At 74.3% G+C, this 24228-nt stretch carries 18 protein-coding genes; 11 read left to right on the forward strand and 7 right to left on the reverse strand.

Features of this window, described 5'->3' with window-relative positions; translation table 11 throughout:
• Positions 1-89 precede the first annotated feature (89 nt).
• The gene (locus tag FH609_RS04485; protein WP_139670621.1) at positions 90-1376 is read left to right on the forward strand and encodes an MFS transporter; all 1287 of its coding nucleotides are present in this window, start codon (positions 90-92) and stop codon (positions 1374-1376) included.
• Between the two features lie 7 nt (positions 1377-1383).
• On the opposite strand, the gene FH609_RS04490 is transcribed toward FH609_RS04485, so the two are convergent.
• A complete protein-coding gene (locus FH609_RS04490) occupies positions 1384-1839 on the reverse strand; it encodes an ATP-binding protein (RefSeq protein WP_226961392.1) in 456 nt (151 codons plus the stop codon).
• 179 nt (positions 1840-2018) lie between these two features.
• Here FH609_RS04490 and FH609_RS04495 point away from each other — a divergent pair, with 179 nt between their 5' ends.
• From FH609_RS04495 to FH609_RS04505, 3 genes are all read left to right on the forward strand, one after another.
• On the forward strand, positions 2019-2843 hold the full coding sequence (locus tag FH609_RS04495) for a helix-turn-helix domain-containing protein (protein ID WP_405379066.1): 825 nt from the start codon (positions 2019-2021) through the stop codon (positions 2841-2843).
• A 3-nt stretch (positions 2844-2846) separates the two neighbouring features.
• Positions 2847-3083: a DUF397 domain-containing protein gene (locus FH609_RS04500; protein WP_122185429.1), complete on the forward strand. Its 237-nt coding sequence runs from the start codon at positions 2847-2849 to the stop codon at positions 3081-3083.
• A 134-nt stretch (positions 3084-3217) separates the two neighbouring features.
• Positions 3218-4027 carry an SAM-dependent methyltransferase gene (locus FH609_RS04505; RefSeq protein ID WP_139670625.1) on the forward strand — a complete coding sequence of 270 codons (810 nt, stop codon included), beginning with the start codon at positions 3218-3220 and terminating at the stop codon, positions 4025-4027.
• 53 nt (positions 4028-4080) lie between these two features.
• Here FH609_RS04505 and FH609_RS04510 read toward each other — a convergent pair whose 3' ends face one another.
• Positions 4081-7014: a glycoside hydrolase family 2 TIM barrel-domain containing protein gene (locus FH609_RS04510; RefSeq protein ID WP_139670628.1), complete on the reverse strand. Its 2934-nt coding sequence runs from the start codon at positions 7012-7014 to the stop codon at positions 4081-4083.
• A 299-nt stretch (positions 7015-7313) separates the two neighbouring features.
• Between FH609_RS04510 and FH609_RS04515 the strand changes: the two genes are divergently transcribed.
• Complete coding sequence (locus FH609_RS04515; RefSeq protein ID WP_139670630.1) at positions 7314-8120, forward strand: SGNH/GDSL hydrolase family protein; 807 nt, start codon at positions 7314-7316, stop codon at positions 8118-8120.
• On the opposite strand, the gene FH609_RS04520 is transcribed toward FH609_RS04515, so the two are convergent.
• Positions 8093-9502 (reverse strand): SWF or SNF family helicase, encoded by a 1410-nt coding sequence (locus FH609_RS04520; RefSeq protein WP_139670632.1) that lies wholly within the window; start codon positions 9500-9502, stop codon positions 8093-8095. The two genes, FH609_RS04515 and FH609_RS04520, sit on opposite strands and share 28 nt — an antisense overlap.
• Positions 9499-12417: a DEAD/DEAH box helicase gene (locus FH609_RS04525; RefSeq protein ID WP_139670634.1), complete on the reverse strand. Its 2919-nt coding sequence runs from the start codon at positions 12415-12417 to the stop codon at positions 9499-9501. Before FH609_RS04525 ends, FH609_RS04520 begins: the two co-directional genes overlap by 4 nt.
• Positions 12418-12702: 285 nt before the next feature.
• On the opposite strand from FH609_RS04525, the gene FH609_RS04530 reads away from it, so the two are divergent.
• The 4 genes from FH609_RS04530 (at position 12703) to FH609_RS30835 (ending at position 16056) form a co-directional block, all read left to right on the forward strand.
• Positions 12703-13788 (forward strand): fatty acid desaturase family protein, encoded by a 1086-nt coding sequence (locus FH609_RS04530; protein WP_139670636.1) that lies wholly within the window; start codon positions 12703-12705, stop codon positions 13786-13788.
• 148 nt (positions 13789-13936) lie between these two features.
• Complete coding sequence (locus FH609_RS04535) at positions 13937-14119, forward strand: hypothetical protein (RefSeq protein ID WP_139670638.1); 183 nt, start codon at positions 13937-13939, stop codon at positions 14117-14119.
• A 406-nt stretch (positions 14120-14525) separates the two neighbouring features.
• Positions 14526-14918 carry a roadblock/LC7 domain-containing protein gene (locus tag FH609_RS04540; RefSeq protein WP_139670640.1) on the forward strand — a complete coding sequence of 131 codons (393 nt, stop codon included), beginning with the start codon at positions 14526-14528 and terminating at the stop codon, positions 14916-14918.
• A gap of 109 nt (positions 14919-15027) precedes the next feature.
• A complete protein-coding gene (locus FH609_RS30835) occupies positions 15028-16056 on the forward strand; it encodes a DUF6397 family protein (protein WP_193318002.1) in 1029 nt (342 codons plus the stop codon).
• On the opposite strand, the gene FH609_RS04550 is transcribed toward FH609_RS30835, so the two are convergent.
• Positions 16028-18541, reverse strand: coding sequence for a DEAD/DEAH box helicase (locus tag FH609_RS04550; RefSeq protein WP_139670642.1), 2514 nt, complete (start codon positions 18539-18541; stop codon positions 16028-16030). The genes FH609_RS30835 and FH609_RS04550 overlap by 29 nt on opposite strands.
• Positions 18542-18665: 124 nt before the next feature.
• On the opposite strand from FH609_RS04550, the gene FH609_RS04555 reads away from it, so the two are divergent.
• Entirely contained in the window at positions 18666-19454 is a 789-nt protein-coding gene (locus FH609_RS04555) for a metal-dependent hydrolase (RefSeq protein ID WP_139670644.1), read from the forward strand.
• 167 nt (positions 19455-19621) lie between these two features.
• Here the strand turns inward: FH609_RS04555 and FH609_RS04560 are convergent, their stop codons facing one another.
• Both FH609_RS04560 and FH609_RS04565 read right to left on the reverse strand, forming a co-directional pair.
• Positions 19622-21403, reverse strand: a complete 1782-nt coding sequence (locus FH609_RS04560) for an ABC transporter ATP-binding protein (RefSeq protein ID WP_139670646.1) — start codon at positions 21401-21403, stop codon at positions 19622-19624.
• Positions 21400-23181 (reverse strand): ABC transporter transmembrane domain-containing protein, encoded by a 1782-nt coding sequence (locus FH609_RS04565; RefSeq protein WP_139670648.1) that lies wholly within the window; start codon positions 23179-23181, stop codon positions 21400-21402. Before FH609_RS04565 ends, FH609_RS04560 begins: the two co-directional genes overlap by 4 nt.
• A gap of 340 nt (positions 23182-23521) precedes the next feature.
• Here FH609_RS04565 and FH609_RS04570 point away from each other — a divergent pair, with 340 nt between their 5' ends.
• Complete coding sequence (locus tag FH609_RS04570; RefSeq protein ID WP_139670650.1) at positions 23522-24103, forward strand: DUF6886 family protein; 582 nt, start codon at positions 23522-23524, stop codon at positions 24101-24103.
• Positions 24104-24228: the final 125 nt, after the last annotated feature.

Consider the following 24228-nt stretch of genomic DNA (forward strand, 5'->3'; position numbering starts at 1 on the left):
CGGAATGCCGAGGTTCCCCGGCCGAAACCCCGCCGCCCGCACGGTAATTCGGCTGCCCCCGTCGGCTGTGACGGGCATCATGCCGCCCCATGGCGAACTCCTCCGGCCTGCGCTCCTACGCCGAGATCCTGCGGCTTCCCGGCGCCGGGCGCTTCGTCGCCGCGAGCCTCGTGGGCCGGTTCCCCGGCGCCACGCTCCACCTCGCCGTGGTGCTTCTGGTGACCCATGTCACGGGCAGTTATGCCACGGCGGGCGCCGTTTCGGCGGCCGGCGCGCTGGCCTACGCCCTGCTGGTCCCCCGCGTCGGCCGGGCCGTGGACCGCCGGGGCCAGCGCCGGGTCCTGACCCTGGTCGCCACGGTCTTCGCGCTCTCCGGCGTCCTGCTCGTGGCGGCCGCGCGGGCCGGGGCGCCGACCGCCGTGCTGCTCTTGGCCGGGGCCGCCTTCGGTGCCACCCGCCCGCCGCTCAGCGCGCTGGCCCGCGCCCGCTGGAGCCATCTGCTGCGCGACGAGGGCTCGGGGCGGCTGCTGGGCGCCGCCTACTCCTGGGAGTCGGTCACCGAGGAACTGCTCTATGTCGTCGGGCCGCTGGTGGTCGCCGGGGTGGTGCTCTGGCATCCGGCGCTCGGCGTGCTGGTGGTCGCCGCGCTCGGGCTGGCCGGGAGCCTGCTGATGGCCGGGCAGCGCGCCACCGAGCCGCCCGTCGCGCCGCGCGCCCCCGGTGACGGCGGCGCGCTCGCGAACCCGGGGCTGCGCGCGTTGTGCGCGGTCTGGGTGTGCTCCTCGGCCATGTTCGCCGCCTGGGAGTTGACCACCATGGCCTTCGTCGAGACCCACGGCGACGCCTGGATGATCGGCCCGGTGCTCGCCGCGTTCGCCGTGGGCAGCGCGGTCGGCGGGCTCTGGTACGGGACGCACGCCTTCGCCGCGCCCGTGGACCGGCGGCTGCGGGTCGCGCTGCTGCTGGTGGTCGCGGGGATGGCGCCGCTGGGCGCGATGCCGTCGGTGGCGGTGCTCGGCGTCTTCTCGCTGTTCTCCGGGCTGCTGGTCGCGCCCATGACCATCGCCGGCTACAGCCTGGTGCGGGAGGGCGTCGCCGCCTCGGCGTTGACCGAGAGCATGACCTGGCTCTCCACCGCCACCGCGCTCGGCCGGGCCGCCGGCGGGCTGGCGGCCGGCCCGGTGCTGGACGCGCACGGCCCGCGCTGGGGCTACGCCCTCACGCTGGGCCTGGGGCTCGCGGCCCTGGTCGTCGCGCTGCCGGCCGCCGGCGCGTTCCGCGCGATGGCGACGGCCCGATCCCGTCCCGCACGCGGCGGGCCAGAGCCCGAGGCGACGGGGGAGGAGCCGGGGTCAACGGGCGTGGCGCGCCCCTGAGTCGGGGTCAGCGGTCGGAGCCGCTCAGCGGCAGGTCGGCCCACACGACGTGGCCGGCGCCGGCGTCCTGCGGGCGGACGCCCCAGACCTGGGCGAGGGAGCAGACCAGCAGCAGGCCCCGGCCGCCCTCGTCCTCCTCGCCGGCGTTCTTCGGCGCGCTGCGCGGCCCCGCGCCCTCGCTGGCCACGGCGACCCGCAGCAGCGAGCCCAGCAGCCGGACCTCACAGCCCACGCTGTCGCTGTCCGTGTGCCGCAGCGCGTTGGTGACCAGCTCGGAGATCACCAGCTGGGCGCTGTCGTTGGCGTCACTGGGCGTGCGCCACTCCGCGAGCTGCTGCCGGGTGAGTCGACGTGCCTCGGCCGCCGATGTCGGCACCGCCGGCAGGCGGAAGCGCAGACACCCGCTCGGCGGCGCTGAGCCGTTCTGTCGCACCAGGGGTTCGACGCGCGAGGAGGAAGCCACGGCACTACTGTGCGGGTTGTCCCTCGCATCCGGCAAGAGGCATCCTGCAAATTACAGATCCGGTTCTTTCAGTCTGTTGTTCGGGCTGATGGCATGGCAGACTCCTTGCCCATGACGGCAGTTGGTGGGGTGGGTTAGTGGCCGGCGGGCAGACCAGTGGGGCCGCCACCGCGTTGCGGGTGGTGTTGGGCCGCCGCCTCCAGGACCTCAGGGAGGCGGCGGGGCTCTCCTTCGAGGAGGCGGGGCGGGCGCTGGACGTCACGCACGCCACCATCAGACGGATGGAGAAGGCCCAGGTCGGGCTCAAGGTCCCCTATATCGAGAAGCTGTTGCGGATCTACGGGGTCAGCGAGCAGGAGGAGATCGACACCTTCCTCGCCCTGGTCCGCGAGGCCAACCGGCCCGGCTGGTGGCACCGTTACCGCGATGTGCTGCCCGAGTGGTTCAGCGCCTTCGTGAGCCTGGAGGCCGAGGCCGACCAGATCCGCGCCTATGAACCGCACTATGTCCCCGGCCTGTTGCAGACCGAGGCCTACGCCACCACCGTGCTCCGCTCCGGGATGCCGCACGCCCCCGCGACCGAGATCGAGCGGCTGGTGGCGCTGCGGCTGGCCCGCCAGGACATCCTCGGCCGGCCGCAACCGCCGCTGCTGTGGATCGTGATGGACGAGACCGTGCTCCGCCGGCCCATCGGCCACCCCAACGTGATGCGCGGCCAGATCACCCGGCTGATCGAGGCCGCCGCCTCGCCGAACATCCGGCTCCAGATCATGCCGTTCTCGGCGGGCCCGCACCCGGCCATGTACGGGCCGTTCCACCTCTTCCGGTTCCCCGTGCCCGAACTGTCCGACATCGCCTGCGCGGAGAACCTGGTCGGCGCCGCGTACTTCGACCAGCGCGACGATGTCTCGGCGTTCCGGGAGGCGCTGGACCGGATGTGCGCGCAGGCCGCGCCAGTGCACCGCACTGAGGCCATCCTCAGTGGAATTCGCAAGGAGATCTGAACGATGGATCGCATCTACAACGGGATGCCGGCAGCCCACCTGGGCACCGAGGGCTGGCAGAAGCCATGGAGCGGCGGGAACGGAGGCAGCTGCGTGGAGGCCATGCGGCTGACGGACGGCCGGGTGGCGCTGCGTCAGTCGACCGACCCCGAGGGGCCGGCGCTGATCTGCTCCCTGCACGAGATGGCGACCTTCATCGAGGGCGTGAAGTCGGGCGAGGCCGACTACCTCCTGGTGTGACCGCACCGGACGTGTGACCTCACCGGACGGAAGCGAGTCGTCGCGGTGCCCGCGCGCGGGGGGCGCGGGCACCGCGACATGACGGCGGCGCCACCCCGCGCGGGGTGGACGCCAGGCAGAGAACGGAGCATTGGGTGACCACAGAGGGATTCGACGCCGAGCAGATAGACACCAGTCGTCCGCATCCGGCGCGGATGTACGACTACTACCTCGGTGGCCAGGACAACTACGAGGTCGACCGGATCGCCGCCGAGCGGGTGCTCAGCGTCGCCCCCGACGTCAGGCTGGCCGCCCGGGAGAACCGGGCCTTCCTCCACCGGGCGGTCCGGGTCGTCGCCGAGCGCGGCATCCGGCAGTTCGTGGACGTCGGCACCGGCATCCCGACCACCCCCAACACCCACCAGGTGGCCAGGGAGGTCGACCCGACCGCCCGCGTCGCCTACGTGGACAACGACCCCATCGTCAGCGTCTACGCGGGGGCCAAGCTGACGGCCGAGGGCAACGCCGGGTTCGTGCTGGGCGACCTGCATGACCCCGAGGCGCTCATGGAGAACCCGGTGATCCGGGACCTGATCGACTTCGACCAGCCGGTGGCGCTGATGCTGGTCGCCATCCTGCACTTCATCGACGACGAGGCCCGACCGACGGAGATGATCCACGCGTTGACCTCCCGGCTGGCGCCCGGCAGCTGCCTGGTGCTCAGCCACGCCACCAGCGACTTCCACAGCGCCGAGGACGTGCGCAGGGTCCGCGAGGTCTACCGGAACTCGACGGCCAACGTCACGCCGCGCGGCAGGAGCGCCGTCGAGGCGTTCTTCGACGGCTTCGAGCTGCTCGAACCCGGGGTCGTCCAGCCGCACCTCTGGCGTCCGGACGCCCCGGTGCCCGACTCGCCCGAGCTGGCCCGCCTCGCCGGCTACGCCGGGGTCGGCGTCAAGCCCTGAAGCCCGTCTCCCCGGGCACCGGACGGCCGGATGCCCGGGGAGACGGGGCCGGTTCAGCGCGCGGCCAGCCGCAGCGCGAAGCGGAACTCCCGGGGCCGCAGGTGGTACTGGGCCAGCGGGCCCGGTCCGCAGGACTGGCTGCCGATGCCGTGCTGGGCGTGGTCCAGGTGCACCCACACGGTGTCGGACGGCACCAGGTCGCTGGTGTGCTCGGCCGCGTCCAGGTGCTCGGGCGTCCACCGGCGGGCCGTCAGGAAGAACGGCTCGTCCACGGCGGTCACCCGCAGCGCCGGCCCCACGTCCGCCGCCAGCTCGGCCCACCGGACGTCGGCCCTGGCGCCGTTCTCCTGCGGCCGCACATACGGCGTCTGGAGCGCGTCCACGTCGGCCCGGTAGCGGCCGAGCGCCGCCGCCTGCCGGGTGTCCGGATACGCCTCGCCCGGGCCGCCGCCGAACCAGGTCACCGCCCCATAGGCGGCCGGCAGCCCCAGCCGCAGCCCCACCTTCGGCAGCGTGGTGCGCCAGGGGCCCTCGGGCAGCACGGTGACCGACAGCAGCAACGCGTCGTCCAGCGCCCGCCAGTGGTAGGTGGTGGCCAGGCCCACCTCGGCCGCCGCCGGCGCCACCCGGGCGCGCACGACCAGGCCGTCGTCGGTCAGCTCGACGCCGTCCAGCCGGTGGCGCATCCGGTCCAGGCCCAACGCCCGCCAGGACTGGCCGTGCCGCTCGTCGTCCTGCCAGGAGGCGCCCAGGTCGTTGTCCGTGGGGGCGCGCCACACGTCGAGCCGGGGCGCGTGCGGCACGGCGAGGTCGCCCAGCCGCAGCAGCGCGCCGCTCACCGCGTCGAAGCGCCCGGGGCCCAGCGCGATCCCGTCGTCGCTCCGGACCGGCGCCGCACCCGACGCCGGCGGTGCCGGCTCCACCGCCCGCTCGTCCGTGGCCAGTTGGGCCCAGGCGACCAGATGGCCGCGCGGCGCCCACGGGGTGTCGTCGGCCAGCAGCGCGCGGAACGTCCACACCCCGGCGCCTGGCCGGTCGGTGCCAGGGCGGCTCGGCAGCGGCACCCGGGCCGTCGCGCCGGGGCCCAGCGGCGGCACGGTCAGCGGCCCGCCGGCGACGGGCTCGCCCGCCACCTCGTAGGCCCACTCGAAGGCGAGCCCCGAGGTGTCGGCGAAGTCCTGGTCGTTGGTGACCTCCAGCACCCCGGCGGCGCGGTCGGCCGCCATCAGCACCGGCTCGATGACCTTGCGGAACTCCAGCAGCCCCGGCGAGGGCGTGCGGTCGGGGAAGAGCAGCCCGTCGCAGACGAAGTTCCCGTCGTGCAGCTCCTCGCCGAAGTCGCCGCCGTAGCCGAAGTACGGCACGCCCTCGGGGGTGGTCTTCGGGAAGCCGTGGTCGATCCACTCCCAGACGAAGCCGCCCTGGCAGCGCTCGTGCTCCCGGAACAGCCGCTGGTACTCGGCGAGCCCGCCCGGCCCGTTGCCCATCGCGTGCGCGTACTCGCACAGGATGAACGGCAACGAGCGCCGGCGCGCGTCCAGTTCGGGGTCCGCCAGGGGCTCCTCGGCGCGGCGGCCGATCGCCTCGACCTCGGCGTGCGGGGCGTACATCCGGGAGTAGAAGTCGCTGTCCCGGCAGGTCGGGTCGTTCTCGTAGTGGACCGCGCGCTCCGGGTCCCGCTCGCGTATCCAGCGCGCCATCGCGGACAGGCCGTCGCCGGCGCCGCACTCGTTGCCCAGCGACCAGATCACCACGGCCGGGTGGTTCTTGTCCCGCTCCACCATCCGCCGGGCCCGGTCCACCAGCGCCGGGGTGAACCGCTCGTCGGCCACCGGGTTGCCGCGCCAGTCCTCGAAGTCGCAGAAGCCGTGGGTCTCCAGGTCGCACTCGTCGATGACCCACAGGCCCAGCTCGTCGCAGAGCCGGAGGAACGCCGGGTGCGGCGGATAGTGGCTGGTGCGCACGGCGTTGATGTTGTGCCGCTTCATCAACAGGATGTCCTCGCGCATGGTGGCCTGGTCCAGGGCCCGGCCGCGCTCGGGGTGGAACTCGTGCCGGTTGACGCCACGGAACAGCACCCGGCGGCCGTTGACCCGGAACAGCCCGTCCTCGACGACCACCGTGCGGAACCCGATCCGCAGCGGAACGCGTTCCCCGGCCGTGACCAGCTCGCCCGCGTAGAGCCTGGGCGTCTCCGCCGTCCACGGTTCGACCGGCACCCGCACCTCATCGCCGGTGGCGACGTCCACGCCCAGCTCGGGCACCAGCACCCGCCCGGCCGGCGAGGAGTCGACGCGCAACACGCCCTCGCCCGTGGTGTGGTCGAAGCCGGCGTGCACGAAGTGGTCCTCGACCGCGCCCGGCGGCCGGTGCAGCAGGGTGACCTCCCGGAAGATCCCGGGCAGCCACCACATGTCCTGGTCCTCCAGGTAGCTGCCGGCCGACCACTGGTGGACGCGCACCGCCAGCACGTTTCCGGAGCGGCGCAGCAGGTGACCGACGGCGAACTCGTGCGGCAGCCGGCTGCCCTGGAAGACGCCCAGCTCCCGCCCGTTGAGCCAGACCCGGGCGCAGGACTCCACGCCGTCGAAGCGCAGCACCGCCTCGCCGTCCTCGGGCCAGTCGTCGGGCAGGTCGAAGACCCGGCGGTGGTCGCCGGTCGGGTTCTCGGTCGGCACCCGGGGCGGGTCGACGGGGAAGGGGTAGCGGACGTTGGTGTAGGCGGGCGCGCCGTGGCCCTGGAGCACCCAGTGCCCCGGCACGGTCAACGGGCCCCAGCCGGCGTCGGGTTCGGGCGTGAAGGCGTCGGAGGTGAACGCGACGTCGCCGCCCTCGGCGGTCTCGCTCAGCCGGAAGTCCCAGGTGCCGTCGAGGGGGAGCCGGGCCGCGTCGGAGGCGGGGTACCAGGCGCGCGGCGGGAGGTCGCCGAACCCGGGGGAGGGGTCCTCGTAGTACGGGAGAGGAGCGTCCTCGGGCCGATTCCGCATGAGTCTCCTTGCGTTCGCGACCCTGGTGACGGCCGCGTTGTTGAGATGTGTTCCCTGCTGTTGGAAGACGCTAGAACGGCGACCGGGGCTTCGACAACCCCCGCTTGGTAAGCGCTTCCTGTGGTCCTGTGCTGCGGCGCGCCCGCCCGCCGCCTCCTCCGCCCGCCCGTGCGCGTTGCCCCCGCTCGCCGCCGCTCGTTGGGCAGGGCGTCCCGCCAAGTCGCTTGGCATGGACACGATTTGGGCGGGGTAAGCCCTGGGGCACCACCCGTCCCCCCACGGAACACCCGGGAGGTTCCATGCACGCACGCCGTCTTCTGGCCACGGTCGCCACCGTGGCCGCCGCGCTCGGCGTCACCGCTCTCACCCCCACCACGGCCCAGGCGGACCCCACCGCCGCCGCCGCCGAGTACGTGGCCCTCGGCGACTCCTACTCCTCCGGCGTCGGCGCCGGCTCCTACGACGACGCCAGCGGCGACTGCCGCCGCAGCACCGTCGCCTACCCGGAGCTGTGGGCCGACGCCAACGGCCCCGCCTCGTTCGCGTTCACCGCCTGCTCGGGGGCGGTGACCACGGACGTGATCAACGAGCAGCTCGGTCCGTTGAGCGCCTCGACCACCCTGGTCAGCGTCAGCGTCGGCGGCAACGACGCGGGCTTCGCCGACACCATGCAGACCTGCGTGCTCCAGGGCACCGACGCCTGCCTGGCCGCCGTCGCCGAGGCCAACGCCTACATCGCCGACACCCTGCCCGGACGGCTGGACTCCGCCTACGACGCGATCAGCGCCGCCGCCCCCAACGCGCAGGTGGTGGTGCTCGGTTACCCGCGCATGTACGAGCTGGACGGCGGCTGCGCCCTCGGCATCAGCGAGGAGTCGCGGGCCGCCATCAACGGCGCCGCCGACAACCTCAGCGCCGTCACCGGCGACCGCGCCGCCGCCCACGGCTTCACCTACGGCGACGTCCGCACCGCCTTCACCGGTCACGAGATCTGCTCGGCCGACGAGTGGCTGCACAGCGTCACCGTGCCGGTGGGCGACTCCTACCACCCGACGGCCGCCGGCCAGTCCGGCGGCTACTACGCCGTCTTCGAGTCGCTGGCCTGAGGCCCGACACCCGGCGCACCGGCCGCCGTTCGGGACTCCTCCCGGGCGGCGGCCAGCGCCGTGGCCGGGTCGGACTCGGCGGGACCCGCCGGCCACCAGCGGCCCCGCTCCCGCCGGTACGGCCACCACCGGCCGTTGCCATAGCGCAGCTGCACCCCGGCGCCGCGCACCGTCCAGACATTGCCCCGGGCACGCGGCGGGGACCCTTCGCCCCACTCACCGAAGGCGCGCGCCACCTCCTCCAGGGCGCGCGGGTCCGCGCGCGCGCCCGGCGCCTCCAGCACGGCGAGCGCCGGCGCGCCGCCCACGCGCCAGGCGCGCACCGCCAACGCCAGCTCGACGCCGGTCCGTTCACACCCGGCGGCCAGCCGCCGGGCCACCGAGGCCGGCGGATCGCCGCCAGCCGCCAGCCGCACGGCGTCCCGCCACAGGGCGTCCCGCGCCGGCGTGGAGCCGGCCCCGCGTTCCCGCTCCGCCCCTGCGGCGGCCGTCTCGCGCCCGTTCTCGCCGCCCCCACTCCCCGTCCCCGCCCAGGGCTCCGCGCCGACCGGCCGCCGCTCGTGGCCCGGCGCCAGCGCCTCGGCCAGCAGCCGGCAGGCCCGGCGCGCCGCGTCGGCGGCCAGGAACTCCAGCGCGGCGACGTCCAGTTCGCCCCGGTCGTCCGGGACCAGGCCCGGCACGGGCCCGGGGTGGGCCACGGCCGGCGGCGGCGCCGGCAGCTCCGGCGCCGCCGAGCCGGCCCCGGCGTAGACCTCGGCCGCCGGAACGCCGACCGGCCCCGCCGCCCGCGCCGGCGCGGTGCTCCGCCGCCGCAGCCGCGCCAGCAGCTCCGCCCGCCCCAGCCCGCGCAGCAACAGCAGCAGAAAGGGATCGGCGTCCAACAGCCGCGCCGTCTGGTAGCACAGCGCGGCCGTGTGCGCGCAGTGATCCCACTCGCCGCACTCGCAGGTCGGCTCCAACTCGCCCATGCCCGGCAGCAGTTCGACGCCGGCCGCCGCCGCGTCCGCGACCAGCGCGGGCGGCAGCTCGGCGTCCAGCAGCGCCGCCAGATGGCCGGCCTCCCGCGCCGCCATGCCCACCAGCCGGTCCCACTCCGCCTCACTCAGCGGGCGCAGCAGCACGTCGGCCCGCCGCGCGTCGCCGCCCGTGGTCCGCACCACCGACGTCAGCCGGCCCGGCCGCACCGAGACCGCGCCGACCGCGCCGGCCCGCGCGTGCCGCCGGCCCCGCCGCAGCCCCTCGCCGTCCAACGCGCCGTCCTCCAGCGCGCTCAGCCAGGCCCGGCCCCACCAGGTGTCGGCGAAGCTCCGGCCCCGCGCCGGCGGCAGCGGCGCCAGCACCACCTCGGCGTCCTCGCCCATCGCACGACCGTCCTCGCTCATCGACCGCTCCCTCGCGACCCGTCGCGCGCGTCCGCCGGCCCCGCCGGCTCCCGGCGCAGGGTCACCAACTCGGCCAGCTCCGCGTCGCTCAACTCCGTCAACGCGGCCTCCCCGCCCCCGAGCACCGCGTCGGCCAGCGCCTGCTTGCGCCGCAGCAGCGCCGCGATCCGGTCCTCGACCGTGCCCTCGGCGATCAGCCGGTGCACCTGAACGGGCCGGTCCTGGCCGATCCGGTACGCCCGGTCGGTGGCCTGCGCCTCCACGGCCGGGTTCCACCAGCGGTCGAAGTGCACCACATGATCCGCCCTGGTGAGGTTGAGCCCGGTGCCCGCCGCCCGCAGCGACAGCAGGAAGACCGGCGCCTCGCCCTCGGAGAACCGCCGCACCAGCTCCTCCCGGCGCGCCACCGGCGTTCCGCCGTGCAACAGCAGGCTGGCCACGCCTCGTTCGGCCAGCCGGGCCTCCAACAGCCGGGCCATCCGCACATACTGGGTGAACACCAGCACGCTGGAGCCGCCCGCCACGATGGCGTCCACCAGCTCCTCGAACGCCTCCAGCTTCCCGGAACGCCCCGCCAGCCGGGGCCGTTCCTCCTTCAGGTACTGCGCGGGGTGGTTGCAGATCTGCTTGAGCGAGGTGAGCAGCCTGACCACCATGCCCCGCCGCGCCACCCCGGAGCTGCCGGCCACCTCGGCCAGCCCCTCCCGGACCACCGCCTCGTACAGGCCCGCCTGTTCGGGCGTGAGCGGGACCGCCCGGTCGGTCTCGGTCTTGGGCGGCAGCTCGGGCGCGATCCCGGGGTCCGACTTCCGGCGGCGCAGCAGGAACGGCCGCACCAGCCGGGCCAGCCGCTCGGTCGCCGCCGGGTCCCCGCCGTCCTCGGCGGCGTCGGCGAACCGCCGGCGGAACGCGGGCAGCGAGCCCAGCAGCCCCGGCGTCGCCCAGTCCAGGATCGCCCACAGCTCGGAGAGGTTGTTCTCCACCGGCGTGCCGGTCAGCGCCACCCGGGCTCCGGCCGGGATGGTGCGCAGCTCCCTGGCGGTGGCCGAGAACGCGTTCTTCACCTGCTGCGCCTCGTCCGCCACCAGCAGCGACCACTCCACCTCGGCCAGCCGCGCCGCGTCCCGTCGCATCGTGCCGTAGGTGGTCAACACGAAGGCGCCCGGCGCCAGTTCGGACAGCTCCCGTTCGCTGCCGTGGAAGCGCCGCACCGGGGTGCCCGGCGCGAAGGCCCCGATCTCCCGCTGCCAGTTGCCCAGCAGCGAGGCGGGCGCCACCACCAGCGTCGGCCCCGCCGTCGCGGGCGCGCGCTGCCGGTGCAGATGCAACGCGATCAGCGTGACGGTCTTGCCCAGCCCCATGTCGTCGGCCAGACAGGCGCCCAGGCCGAGCGACGTCATCCGGTGCAGCCAGTCCAGGCCGTGCCGCTGGTAGTCGCGCAGCGTGGCGCGCAGTTCGGGCGGCGGCGCGACGGGCTCGGCGGCGGCGCGCTCCGGATCGGCCAGCCGCTCGCGCAGCTCGGCCAGCCAGCCGGTGGCCCGCGCCGCGACCCGTTCCCCGCCCACCTCGGTGTCGCCGGTCAGCACCGCGTTGAGCGCCTGGCCCACCGTCACCTTCGTGTCCTGCCGCCGCCGGACGCGGGCCAACGCCTCGGGATCGAGCAGCACCCACCTCTCGCGCAGCCGCACCAGCGGCCGCCCGGCCTCCGCCAGCCGGTCCAACTCGGCGCGGCTCAGCGGCACATCGCCCACCGCGAACCGCCACCGGAACGCCAGCAGCGCGCCCGGGCTCAGCAGCCCGGGCGCAGCGCCGCGAGCCGGCCCCTCGTCCTGGCCGATCTCGGCCTCCGCCGTCAGCCCGCGCACCACGTCGCGCGGCCAGTGCACCGGCACGCCCGCGCCCTCCAGCGCCCGGTTGGCCGCCTCGCCCAGCAGCTGCGCCACCTCGTCGTCCGCCAACTCCACCGCGTCGGGAACGGCGGCGGTCAGCAGCGGGGAGAGCGGCTCCCACGCGGCGACGGCCCGCCGCAGCGTGAGCAGCGCGTCCCGCCGCGCGCCGGGCCCGAAGTGCTCGGCGCCGGGCCCCTCGTCCGACCACAGCGCCGCCGCGTCCACCACCACGCCGGGGTCGGCCAGGCTGTGCGCCTGGAGCACCGCGCGGAACCTGGCGTTCCCGCCGTCACCGGTCGGCGGCTCCAGCAGCTCCATCCGCAGCGAGAGCCCGACGCCCGCGTCGTGCCCCGCCGCGACCTCGTTCGCCCAGGCCCGCCGCTCGGGCACCCGCACCGGCTCCCCGGCCGCGAACGCGGGGGAGCCGGCGGCCAGCGCGGCGGCCGGCGTGCGCGGCAGGCCGTCGGCGACCGCGTCCAGGAACGCGCGCAACAGCTCGGCGGGGCGCGGCAGCAGCGGCCCGCCCGCGGCGTCCGGCTCGGGCAGCGGCACCGCGTGGGCGTGCGGCGGCATGGCCTCGGCCAGCTCGCGCAGCCGCTCGGCGTCGGCCGCGTCCAGCGGCCCCAGCCGCCAGGCGTCGTGCTCACCGGCCGTCACCCCGGGCAACAGCCGCCCCCTGGCCGCCAGTTGCAGCGCCAGCACGGCGGCCGCGCCCCAGTACCGCGCGGCCGGCGCCGCGTGGCGGGCGGCCCGCGCCCGGGTGAGCACCGGCAGCGCGGCGGCGACCGGCAGCACGGCGGTCCGCACGGTGACCGGCCCGACGGCGCCGTCGGCCCCGGGCAGCACCACCGTCAGCTCCTCCTCGGACAGCCCGGCCACCCCGGACAGCCCGGCCATCCCGGGCGCCGAGCCGCCCGGGTCCCAGAACGCGACCCGGGAGAGCCGGGGCGGATCGGCGGGCAGCACGGTGGCGGCGAGACCGAGGAGGGCGGCGACCTGCGACGGGGAGGGCGGGCTCGCTGACACAGGCACTCCTCGGATGTGTCTTCAAGTTTGACTAGCCGGCGGGCGACGGCCGAGGGTACTCCACCGGACCGCCCGACCGGAAACGCCTCCGCGGAGAATCCCGGCCGTGCGACGCCGCCGATGGGAACGCGCGGTGACGAGGGCGCCAAAAAGGCGCAAAGCGGGGCCGATACGCCGCCCATGGTGGCACTGGGTACACCCCCACCGGGGGGTTGCTGCCATGGTCACCCAACGTGAGCGCCCCCTAGGGTGGGGGCACCATCGTTTCCTCATACCGGAGTTCCCATGGCAGCACAGCCCACCGCCGTCATCCCCCCGCCGCGCGCCGCCACCCCGTCGGCCACGCCCGACGCGGGCGAGTTCACGCCGCTGTCGCGGCTGATCAAGGAGCAGCGGCTCCTGGACCGGCGCCTGGGTTGGTACGCCGTCCACCTCGGCGCCAACGCCGTGGCCCTGGCGGCGGTGGTCGCCGCCGTGCTGCTGGCGGGCAACTCGTGGTGGACCGTGCTGCTCGCCGTTCCCATGGCGCTGTTCACCACGCGCACCGCGTTCTTCGGGCACGACGCGGGCCACTCCCAGATCGCCAGCAGCCGCAAGGTGAACCGGGCACTCGGGCTGATCCACGGCAACCTGCTGCTCGGCATGAGTTCGGCCTGGTGGAACGACAAGCACAACCGGCACCACGCCAACCCCAACCACGTCGACAAGGACCCCGACGTCGGCGAGGGCGTCCTCGTCTGGACCGAGGGGCAGGCCGAGAAGCGCACCGGCTTCGCCCGCTGGCTCACCCGCAACCAGGCCCGGCTCTTCTTCCCGCTGCTGCTGCTCGAAGGCATCGCGCTGAAGGTCGCCAGCGCGCGGATGCTGGCCGCCGGCGACGGCTGGGAGGGCCGGGGCCGGGCCCGTGCCACCGAGTGCGCGCTGATGGTCGTCCATGTCGTGGCCTATGCCGCGCTGCTGCTGAGCACCATGAGCCTGGGCAAGGCCCTGGTCTTCGCGCTGGTGCACCACGCGCTCTTCGGCCTGCACCTGGGCGCCGTCTTCGCGCCCAACCACAAGGGCATGGAGATGCCCGACCCCGACGTGCGCTGGGGCCACCTGCGCCGCCAGGTGCTGACCTCGCGGAACGTGCGCGGCGGGCTGCTCACCGACTGGATGATGGGCGGGCTCAACTACCAGATCGAGCACCACCTCTTCCCGAACATGCCCCGGGTGAACCTGCGCCGCGCCCAGCCGCTGGTCCGCGACTACTGCCGGTCGATCGACGTCTCCTACGCGGAGACGGGCCTGGTCGACTCCTACCGGCAGGCGCTCACGCACATGCACGGCATCGGCGCGGAGCTGCGCGCCGAGCGCCGCGCGGGGCGCTGACGCCGACCCGAGCGCCGTACCGGGGGTCGCGCACGCCGATCGAACGGCGCGTGCGACCCCCGGTACACCTTCGCGCGGAACGGTGGACACTGGAGAGACGTTGACGAAGTGCCGGGGCGACCTCCGCCTTGGCGAGGAGGTGCGGACCATGTCTCGTGGTGCGAAGGTCGCGCTCGGCGCGCTGGGCGTCGGGGTGGTGCTCTGGTGGCTGACCAGCTTCTGGATCGCCCTGCTGGTGATGGTCGGGATTCCGGTCGGCGCCTATTTCCTGCTGGACTCCTCGCAGCGCACCCGGCTGCGGCGGGTGGGCCGCAAGGAGCTGGGCCGCTAGGTCTCCGCTGGGGCGCCGGCGCGCTCCGGCCGGCGGCGCCGTTCGCTCGCGGTCCTGTCAGCCCCCGCCGGTCCCGTCCGGCCCGTCGGTCCCGTCGGTCCCTCGACGATTCCCGGACGTTTTACCGCCGATGTTCGGCCGTGTTCGCGCGGGAGTTTCGCGGAGTCTCGGCCGGGCCGAGACGTGTCCCCGTCGTTGTTGTCGCAGGGCCCTGGCCGCGTGGCCAGGGCTCCGAAGCCGTTTCCCTCCTTGCCTCCCGCGGCTCGGCGGGGCACCCGCCGCGCCGGTCGAGAAACGGAAACGGTACGGTCCCTTCCGCATAGCGGTGTGGCCCAAACGGTTGCCCACAACCGCTTGCTGGGGAAGGCTGACACCGCGGTCGCCTTACGAGAAGGGGGAGCTGGGGATGGCACTGAGCACCACGCTCGACTGGCTGCTGGACGACCTGGCGCAGCGGCTACCTCGGGTCAGGCACGTCCTGCTTCTGTCGAGCGACGGACTGGTGACCTCGGTCAGCCGGGGCCTGCGGCGCAGCAGCGCCGAGCACCTGGCCGCCGTCGCCTCCGGCCTCCACAGCCTGGCCAAGGGCGTGGGGGACCACTTCGGCGTCGGCGACGTGCGCCAGACGATGATCGAGTTCGACGACGGGGTGCTCTTCGTGACCTCCGCCGGCGACGGCAGCTGTCTGTGCGTCCTCACCGGGCCCGACGCCGACGTGGGGCAGGTCGGTTACGAGATGACGCTGCTGGTCAACAAGGTCGGTGAGCACATGGGCCTGACGGCCAGGGAGGCCCTCTGACGCTCGGCCGCGAACCCGTCGTGAGGAATTGACTACGGAGGGTTGCCGATCGAGCGCGGCTGTGTCTAGAGTGGCTACTGACAGTTAGCACTGCGTGCTGGAGGTAGCCATGTATCCGCAGAGTTTCTCCCTGATCGAGCCCACCACCCCGGCCCTGGCTCGGGGGCACCGCCCCCGGCCGGCGCCGACCGCGCACGGCACCGGCGTCTCGCCCCTGCCCTGGCCAGCGCGGCCCACGGTCACCGGCCGCGCGACGCTGACGGTCGGTCCACGAGGGCGCGCCGCCGGCGGCCTCCGAGGGCGCGCGGCCGCCGCCCCGCGCGGGGCGCGGGCCCCCGTCCTGCCCCGCCTGCCGGACCATCCCCGCATCACCCGCGTTCCGCCGGGCCCGGCCGCCCTGGCCCTCGGCCGTGCCAGGGCCCAGCTGATCCGCCACCGCCCGTGGCGCTCCGCGCCCGGCCTCGCCGCACCGTCCGTGTCCCGCCCTGGCCGAAGGGAGCGCGGCGGCCCGCCCCGGGCGCGGCGGGTGCCGCACCGGCCCTCGCTGGGGCGGCGGTTCCCGCACCGCCCGGTCGGCGCCTCGGTCGGCGCCGAGCTGCTGGGCATCAGCACGGCCCGCTTCTCCCGCCTGGCGAAGGGCGGTTGCTTCAGCCCCTGCGAGTTCCTCCTCACCGAGCACGGCGTGATCGCCTGGCGCTATCCCCCCGTGGAGCTGCTGGCCCTGGCCAGGCGCCGCCCCGCGCTGCTGACCGGCGCCCTGCCCGAGGGGCTGCGGCACACGCTCCGTCAGGGGCAGGACTGGCGGCCCCGCCGCTGGCGGGCCCGGCGCACCGGCCTCCTCGTCGGGCAGGCGGCCGGCCCGTGGGAGGCGGCGGCCGTGCCTGCCGCCGTGCTCCCGCTCGGCGCGCTGCGGGAGTCGGTGCCCGACCCCGCCGAGCGCGCCGCTCTCTGCCGGCTGCGGCCGCCCCTGGTGGCGGCCGGGCTCGCGGCCGGCCCCTGGCGCACGGTGCGGCGCCTGTTGACGGCGCAGGAGCCGGACGAGTCGGGCTGGTACCGCCAGCAGCTGGCCGCCGCGCTGCGCCTCGCCAGACGGCGGCCGCTGCCCCTGCTCACAGCTGGCCCACGTCCGTCACCTTGAGCACCGCGCGCCCCTCGGCGTCCGAGGCGGTCAGGTCCACCTCGGCCGAGATGCCCCAGTCGTGGTCGCCGGACGGATCGGCGAAGGTCTGCCGCACCCGCCACAGCCCGTCCTCCGGGTGCTCCTCGATCCGCAGCAGCCGTGGCCCCCGCGCGTCGGGACCGGTGCCCAACTCGTCGTACTCCGCCCAGTAGCCGTCCATCGCGGCGCGCCACGCCTCCGCGTCCCAGCCGTCCTCGCCGTCCAGCTCGCCCAACTCCCCGAAGCGGTCCAGCGCCGCCAGCTCCACCCTGCGGAACATCGCGTTGCGCACCAGCACCCGGAACGCCCGCGCGTTGGTCGTCACCGGCCGCACCTGATCCGCCCGCTCCTGGGCCTGTTCGGCGTCCTCCGTCTCCGGATTGGCCAGCTGCTCCCACTCGTCCAACAGACTGGAGTCCACCTGACGCACCATCTCGCCCAGCCAGGCCGTGATGTCCTGGAAGTCCTCCGACTTCAGGTCGTCCGGCACGGTGTGCTCCAACGCCTTGTAGGCGCTGGCCAGATACCGCAGCACGATGCCCTCGGTCCGGGCCAGCTCGTACAGCGAGACGAACTCGGTGAAGGTCAACGCCCGTTCGTACATGTCCCGGACGACCGACTTGGGGGAGAGCGGGTGGTCGCCCACCCACGGGTGGCTCCTGCGGTACAGCCCGAAGGCGTGGAAGAGCAGCTCGTCCAGCGGACGCGGATAGCTGATGTCCATCAGCCGCTCCATCCGCTCCTCGTACTCGATCCCCTCGGCCTTCATCGCGGCCACGGCCTCGCCCCGCGCCTTGTTCTGCTGGGCCGCCAGGATCTGCCGGGGGTCGTCCAGCGTGGCCTCGACCACCGAGACCATGTCCAACGCATAGGAGGGAGACTCGGGATCAAGCAGTTCGAACGCCGCCAGCGCGAACGTCGACAGCGGCTGGTTGAGCGCGAAGTCCGCCTGGAGGTCCACCGTCAGCCGCACCGTGCGCCCCTGCGCGTCCGGCTCCGGCAGCCGCTCCACGACGCCGCCGTCGAGCAGCGAGCGGTAGATCGCGATGGCCCGCCGGATCAGCCGCAGCTGCTGCCGGCGCGGCTCGTGGTTGTCCTCCAACAGCCGCCGCATCGCCGCGAAGGGATCGCCCGGCCGGGCGATCACCGACAGCAGCATCGCGTGCGTCACCCGGAAGCGGGAGGTCAAAGGCTCCGGATCGGCCGCGATCAGCTTCTCGAACGTCTGCTGGCTCCAGTTGACGAAGCCCTCCGGCGCCTTCTTCCGCACCACCTTGCGGCGCTTCTTCGGATCGTCGCCGGCCTTCGCCAGGGCCTTCTCGTTCTCCACCACATGCTCCGGCGCCTGCGCCACCACCAGCCCCGAGGTGTCGAAGCCGGCCCGGCCCGCCCGCCCCGCGATCTGGTGGAACTCCCGCGCCCGCAGCACCCGCACCCGGTTCCCGTCGTACTTGGTGAGCGCGGTGAACAGCACCGTCCTGATCGGCACGTTGACGCCGACGCCCAGCGTGTCCGTGCCGCAGATCACCTTCAACAGCCCGGCCTGCGCCAGCTTCTCCACCAGCCGTCGGTACTTGGGCAGCATCCCCGCGTGATGCACCCCGATGCCGTGCCGGACATAGCGCGACAGGTTCCGACCAAACCGCGTGGTGAAACGGAAGTTCCCGATCAGCGCGGCGATCTCGTCCTTCTCCGCCCGGCTGCACATGTTGATGCTCATCAACGCCTGCGCCCGCTCCACCGCCTGCGCCTGCGTGAAGTGCACGATGTACACCGGCGCCTGACGGGTCTCCAACAGCTCCGTCAGCGTCTCCGTCATGCCCGTCGTGCGGTACTCGTAGCTGAGCGGCACCGGCCGGGTCGCCGAGCGGACCACGGCGGTCGCCCGTCCGGTACGACGCGTCAGGTCCTCCTCGAAGCGCGTCATGTCGCCGAGCGTCGCCGACATCAGCACGAACTGCGCCTGCGGCAGCTCCAGCAGCGGAATCTGCCAGGCCCACCCCCGGTCCGGCTCCGCATAGAAGTGGAACTCGTCCATCACCACCTGGCCGACGTCCGCCCGCTCCCCGTCGCGCAGCGCGATCGACGCCAGCACCTCGGCGGTGCAGCAGATCACCGGGGCGTCCGGGTTCACCGAGGCGTCCCCGGTGAGCATCCCGACGTTCTCGGTCCCGAACAGCTTGCACAGCTCGAAGAACTTCTCCGACACCAGCGCCTTGATCGGCGCGGTGTAGAAGGTCACCTCGTCCCTCGCCAGCGCCGCGAAGTGCGCCCCAGCCGCCACCAGCGACTTCCCCGAGCCCGTCGGCGTCGAGAGGATCACGTTGGACCCCGACACCACCTCGATCAGCGCCTCCTCCTGGGCGGGGTAGAGGGTGATCCCCCGCTCGCTCGCCCACGACGAGAACGTGTCGAAGAGCGCGTCGGGGTCACTGTTCTGCGGCATCTGATCGATAAGGGTCACCGTCCCATACTGCCCGTCCCACCCGCCCTAACGAGAACCGGCCACTCGACGGAAGATCACATGGCGCTACGCTGTCCCGCCGTAGGAAGACCCAACGGTCAAGACAAGGCGGGGGATTCGAACCATGATGGGACCTGCGCACTCGCTCTCCGGCGCGATGGCCTGGCTGGGCGTGGGTGCCGCCGCTGCCGCCGCCGACCACCCGATGCCGTGGCCCGTTCTGGTCGCCGGCACCCTGATCTGCGCCGGCGCCGCACTCGCCCCCGACCTGGACCACAGGTCGGCGACCATATCCCGCGCCTTCGGGCCCTTCTCCAAGATCCTCGCCGGCCTGATCGACAAGCTCTCCAGCGCCGTCTACAACGCCACCCGGGGCCCACGCGACCGCCGCCGCAGCGGCGGCCACCGCACCCTCACCCACACCTGGATCTGGGCCGTCCTGCTGGGCGTCGGCTTCTCCGGAGCCGCCGTCGCCTTCGGCCGCTGGGCGGTGCTGTTCACGCTCTTCGTCCACATGGTGCTCGCCGTCGAGGGCCTGCTGTGGCGGATGGCCCGGGTCTCCAGCGACGTGCTGGTCTGGCTGCTCGGCGCCGCCACCGCCTGGATCGTCGCCGGCGTCCTCGACGAGCCGGGCAACGGCGCCAACTGGCTCTTCACGGACGAGCCCTACGCCTGGCTCGGCCTGCCCATCGTCCTGGGCGCCATCGTGCACACCCTCGGCGACGCCATCACCATCTCCGGCTGCCCCATGCTCTGGCCGCTGCCGATCGCCGGCCGCCGCTGGTACCCGCTGGGCACCCCGAGCTTCATGCGGTTCCGGGCCGGCGCCTGGGTGGAGAACAAGGTGCTGATGCCCGCCTTCATCCTCCTGGGCGCGGCCGGCGGCGTCGGCGCCGGCCTGTTGACCCCCTGACGCCCCGCCACCCCCTGACGCGCCACCACCCGGCCGCCGCCAGGGAAGGCCAGGGGGCCAGGGAAGCCGGGCCAGGGAAGGCCAGGGGCCCGACTCCCCGACGGGAGCCGGGCCCACACCCCGGCGCGCGGCCGGACCGCCCCCGGCCGACGGCCGGCGACGTTCCCTCACCCGTGCCAGGACCGCCACAGCGCCGCATAGGCCCCGCCGGACGCCACCAGCTCGTGGTGGCTGCCCAACTCCGTGATCCGGCCGTCCTCGACCACCGCGATCACATCCGCGTCGTGCGCGGTGTGCAGCCGGTGCGCGATGGCGATCACCGTCCGACCGTCCAACACCCGCCCCAGCGAACGCTCCAGATGGCGCGCCGCCCGCGGGTCGAGCAGCGAGGTCGCCTCGTCCAACACCAGGGTGTGCGGATCGGCCAGCACCAGCCGCGCCAACGCGATCTGCTGGGCACGCGCCGGCGTCACCGACATCGCCCCCGAGCCCACCTCGGTGTCGAGCCCCTCCGGCAGCCCCCGCACCCAGTCGTCGGCGTCCACCGCGCCCAGCGCGGCCCACAACTCCGCGTCCGAGGCGTCCGTCCGCGCCAACAGCAGGTTGTCCCGCAACGGGCCGACGAAGACATGGTGTTCCTGGTTCACCAGGGCCACCCGCTCCCGCACCCGCTCCGCCGTCATCTCCGACAGCCGCGTGCCGCCCAGCGTCACCGAGCCCGTACGCGGCCCGTAGATCCCGGCCAGCAGCCGCCCCAGCGTGGACTTCCCCGCGCCCGAGGGCCCCACCAGCGCCAGCCGGGTCCCCGGAGCCACGTCCAGGCTCACGTCGTGCAGCACGTCCACGTCCGACAGATAGCCGAACCGCACCCGCTCGGCGAGGAGTTCACGCCCGCCGGGCGCCAGCGCCTCGTCGCCCGCGTCCTCCTCGATCTCCCGCACGCCCACCAGCCGCGCCAGCGAGACCCGCGCCACCTGCAACTCGTCCATCCACCGCAGGATCATCCCCACCGGTTCGACCATCAGCTGGGTCAGCAGCGCGCCGGTGGTCAACTGCCCCACGGTCAGCCAGTCCTCCAGCACGAACCAGCCGCCGATCAGCAGCACCCCCGCCAGCAGCGAGGCGTGGTAGAAGTTGATCGCCGGGATCAGGATCGACCGCAGCCAGAGCGTGTACCGCTCCCAGCTCGTCCACTCGGCCACCCGCTGGTCGGAGAGCGCGATTCGCCGCTCCTCCAGCCGGTGCGCCTCGATGGTCCGCCCGGCGTCCACCGTCTCCGCCAGCGCGGCGGCCACCGCCGCGTACCCGGCGGCCTCCGAGCGGTAGCCGGCCGGCGCCCGCCGGAAGTACCAGACGCACACGCCCAGCAGCACCGGCAGCGCCACCACGATCGCCAACGCCAGCGGCGGCGCCGTGACCACCAGGCCGCCGAGCAGCAGCCCCGCCCACACCACGGCGATCGACATCTGCGGAAGCGCCTCCCGCATCGCCGTGGACAGCCGGTCCACATCGGTGTTGATCCGCGCCAGCAGGTCCCCCGTGCCCGCGCGCTCCAGCACCCCAGGCGGCAGCCCCACCGAGCGGACCAGGAAGTCCTCCCTGAGGTCGGCCAGCATCCGCTCGCCGAGCACCGCCCCGCGCAGCCGCACCATCCGCACGAAGAACGCCTGTACCACCAGCGCCACCGCGAACAGCGAGATGTTCCTCCCCAGACGCAACTCCCGCTCGCCGTCGGCGAGATCCTGCACCAGCCCACCCAGCAGGTAGGGCCCCACCATCGAGGCGACCACCGCCGTCGCGTTCACCGCGATCAGCACCGCGAAGGCGCCGCGATGTCGGCGCAGCAGCGTCCGCACATAGTCACGTACCGTCTCCGGCCCCGCCACCGGCAGGGTCGTCGCGTGTTCGGTGCCGGCCGGGTCGTGGCCGGGCGGCTGCACGCCGATCATGCGGACTCCTCAGCGAGTTGAACGGTCTCGGTGTCGCGGGTGACCACGGCCCGGTAGGCCGGCGTCGTCCCCAACAGCTCCCGGTGCGAGCCCACGGCCGCCACCGCGCCGTCGTCGACGAAGACCACCTCGTCGGCCTGGTCCAGCATCAGCGGGCTCGAGGTGAACACCACCGTGGTGCGCCCCGCGCGCAGCGACCGCAGACCCTGCGCGATGCCCGCCTCGGTGTGCGCGTCCACCGCCGACGTCGGCTCGTCGAGCACCAGCACCTCCGGGTCGGTGATCAACGAACGCGCCAGCGCCAGCCGTTGCCGCTGACCGCCCGAGAGGGAACGGGCCCGCTCGGTGATCACGCCCCGCATCGGGTCCCGGCTGCCGTCCCGTGTCGCCCGCGAGAGCGCCTCCAACACGTCGTGGCAGTGCGCCGCGCGCAGCGCCGCCTCGGCGTCGACCCGCCCCGACGACGGCACGTCCAGCAGCTCGGCCAGCGTGCCGGAGAGCAGCACCGGGTCCTTGTCCTGCACCAGCACCGCCGCCCGCGCCTCGGCCAGCGGCACCTCGTCCAGGGCGACCCCGCCCAGCCGCGCCGACGCCTCGTCGCCCGGCATGACCGGGTGCCCGCCGAGCCGTTCCGCCAGTCGCTCGGCGAAGTCCGGCGCGCCGCAGACCACGGCCGTCAGCCGCCCCCGCGCCGCCCGGAGTCCGGTCGCCGGATCGGTCAGCTCGCCGGCGGGCCGCAGGGGGCCGCGCGCGTCCGCGCACGGCGCGACCTCGGCACCACCCTCGCGGCGCAGCCCCAGCACCCGCACGGCCCGCCGCGCGGACGGCCGCGAGAAGGTGAAGGCCATCGCCGCCTCGGTGAACAGCCGCAGGGGAAAGAGCAGGAAGCTGACCGCGCCGTAGACGGTCACCAGCTCGCCCGCGCCCAGCCGGCCGTCCAGCGCCAGCCTGGTGCCCTGCCAGACCACCGCGATCAGCAGCAGCCCCGGCATCACCACCTGCACCGCGTCGATCAGGGACCACATCCGCGCGTTGCGCACGGAGGCGGACCGCACCTCCTGCGAGGCCTTCCGGTAGCGGTCGAGGAACAGCTCCTCGCCGCCGATCCCGCGCAGCACCCGCAGCCCGGCCACCGTGTCCGAGGCCAGCTCGGTGGCCCGCCCGGACTTCGACCGTTCGAACTCGGCCCGCCGGATCGCCGCCGGCAGCAGCGGGAAGACGCTCAGCACCACGGCGGCCACGCCGCCGGCCACCAACAGCCCCAGCTGGGGCTCGAACCAGATCAGCCCCGCGCACACCGAGACGGTGACGACCACCGCGGCGGCGAACCGGGAGAACGACTCGACAAACCAGCCAATTTTCTCGACGTCTCCGGTGGAGACCTTCACCACCTCGCCGGCGGCCACCCGGCGGGTGAGCACCCCGCCCAACGCGGCGGTCTGGCGGGCCAGCAGCTGCTGCACCCGCGCCGCCGCCGTGATCCAGTTGGTGACGGCCGCGCGGTGCAGCATGGCGTCGGCGAACGCCATCACCAGCGCGATGGCGACCAGGAACGCCCCGGTCGCCAGCAGCCGTCGGCCGGAGTCGTCCACCACGGCCGCGATCGCGGAACCCATGGCCACGGGCAGGGCGGCGATGCTGGCCATGTGCAGGGTGCCCCACCCCAGCGCCTTGGCCTGGCCGCCGAGCTGGCAGCGGAAGAGCCAGACCAGAAAACGAAATCCCGACCTCACGTCCGGTTGGCCGGGGTCGGTATGCGGAAGATCGCGAATCTGCATGACATCCCAGAGTCAGTGCGTGTCGTAACTGGGCAACCTTGCAAGGGTCACGGTCACCGGTGCCGAAAATCAACGGGTTTTTCCCGCTGGCGCGGCCCGCCCCGCACCTCCCCATGTGTCCCTGACATGCCACTTTCGCGGCGCGGCCGCGAAGCCCCGGGGGAGCGGCCGCGAGCGCCCGCGCTGGCCGGAAAACGACGGTGGGTCTTGCGCGCTCCGGCGCACCCGTTCCGCCTCGGCGCGCGGGCCCGTTTCCCCCGGCCGCGCCCCAGGTCACCCCGTGCGCCGGCGGCGCCCCCCACCCGCCCCCCGCGAGTCCCCGGGTGCGATGATGATCACCATGCGTCCAGCTCCAGGCGAGGTCCTGCACTTCTCCGAAGACCCGGGCATCCAGGTCTTCCGCCCTCATGTCTCCGCCAGCGCGGGCCCGTTGGAGGCGCTCGTGTGGGCCGTGGACGCCGAGCGCGCCCCCGACTACTGGTTCCCCCGACAGTGCCCCAGGGCCATGGTCTGGCTCAGGCCCAGCAGTTCACGCGCCGACCGGCAGCGCCTGATAGGCGACGGCGGCGGCCACCGCGTGCACGCCATCGAGTACGGCTGGCTCTCCCGGCTGCTGGAGGCCAGGCTCTACGCCTACCGGCTGCCGGCCGCCCCGTTCCGCCCCTTCGGCCCCGACCGGCACGCCCTGGTCGCCCGCGAGCCGGTCGAGCCGCTCGGCCCGCCCCTCGAGGTGGGCAACCTCCTCGCCCTCCACCGCGAGGCCGGCATCCAACTGCGCCTCTACGACAACCTCTGGCCCTTCTGGGACGCGGCCGTCGGCAGCAGCCTCGGCCACAGCGCCATCCGGATGCGCAACGCCCGCCCCCGCCCCGGCCCCACCCACCGCGCCGGCCCCCCGCACGCGCCCACCAGGATCGGCTGACCGACCGGGGCCGGCGCCGGAGCGCGTGGCCGGCCCCCGCGCGGCGCCTGGTTCCACGCCCCGAAGCCGGCGCCCGCCCCGCGGTCCGCGTCAACCCCCTTCTGCGCGCCGGGCGTTCACAACCT

Source organism: Streptomyces sp. 3MP-14 (assembly GCF_006334905.2).
In the GTDB taxonomy this organism is placed as follows: domain Bacteria; phylum Actinomycetota; class Actinomycetes; order Streptomycetales; family Streptomycetaceae; genus Streptomyces; species Streptomyces triticirhizae.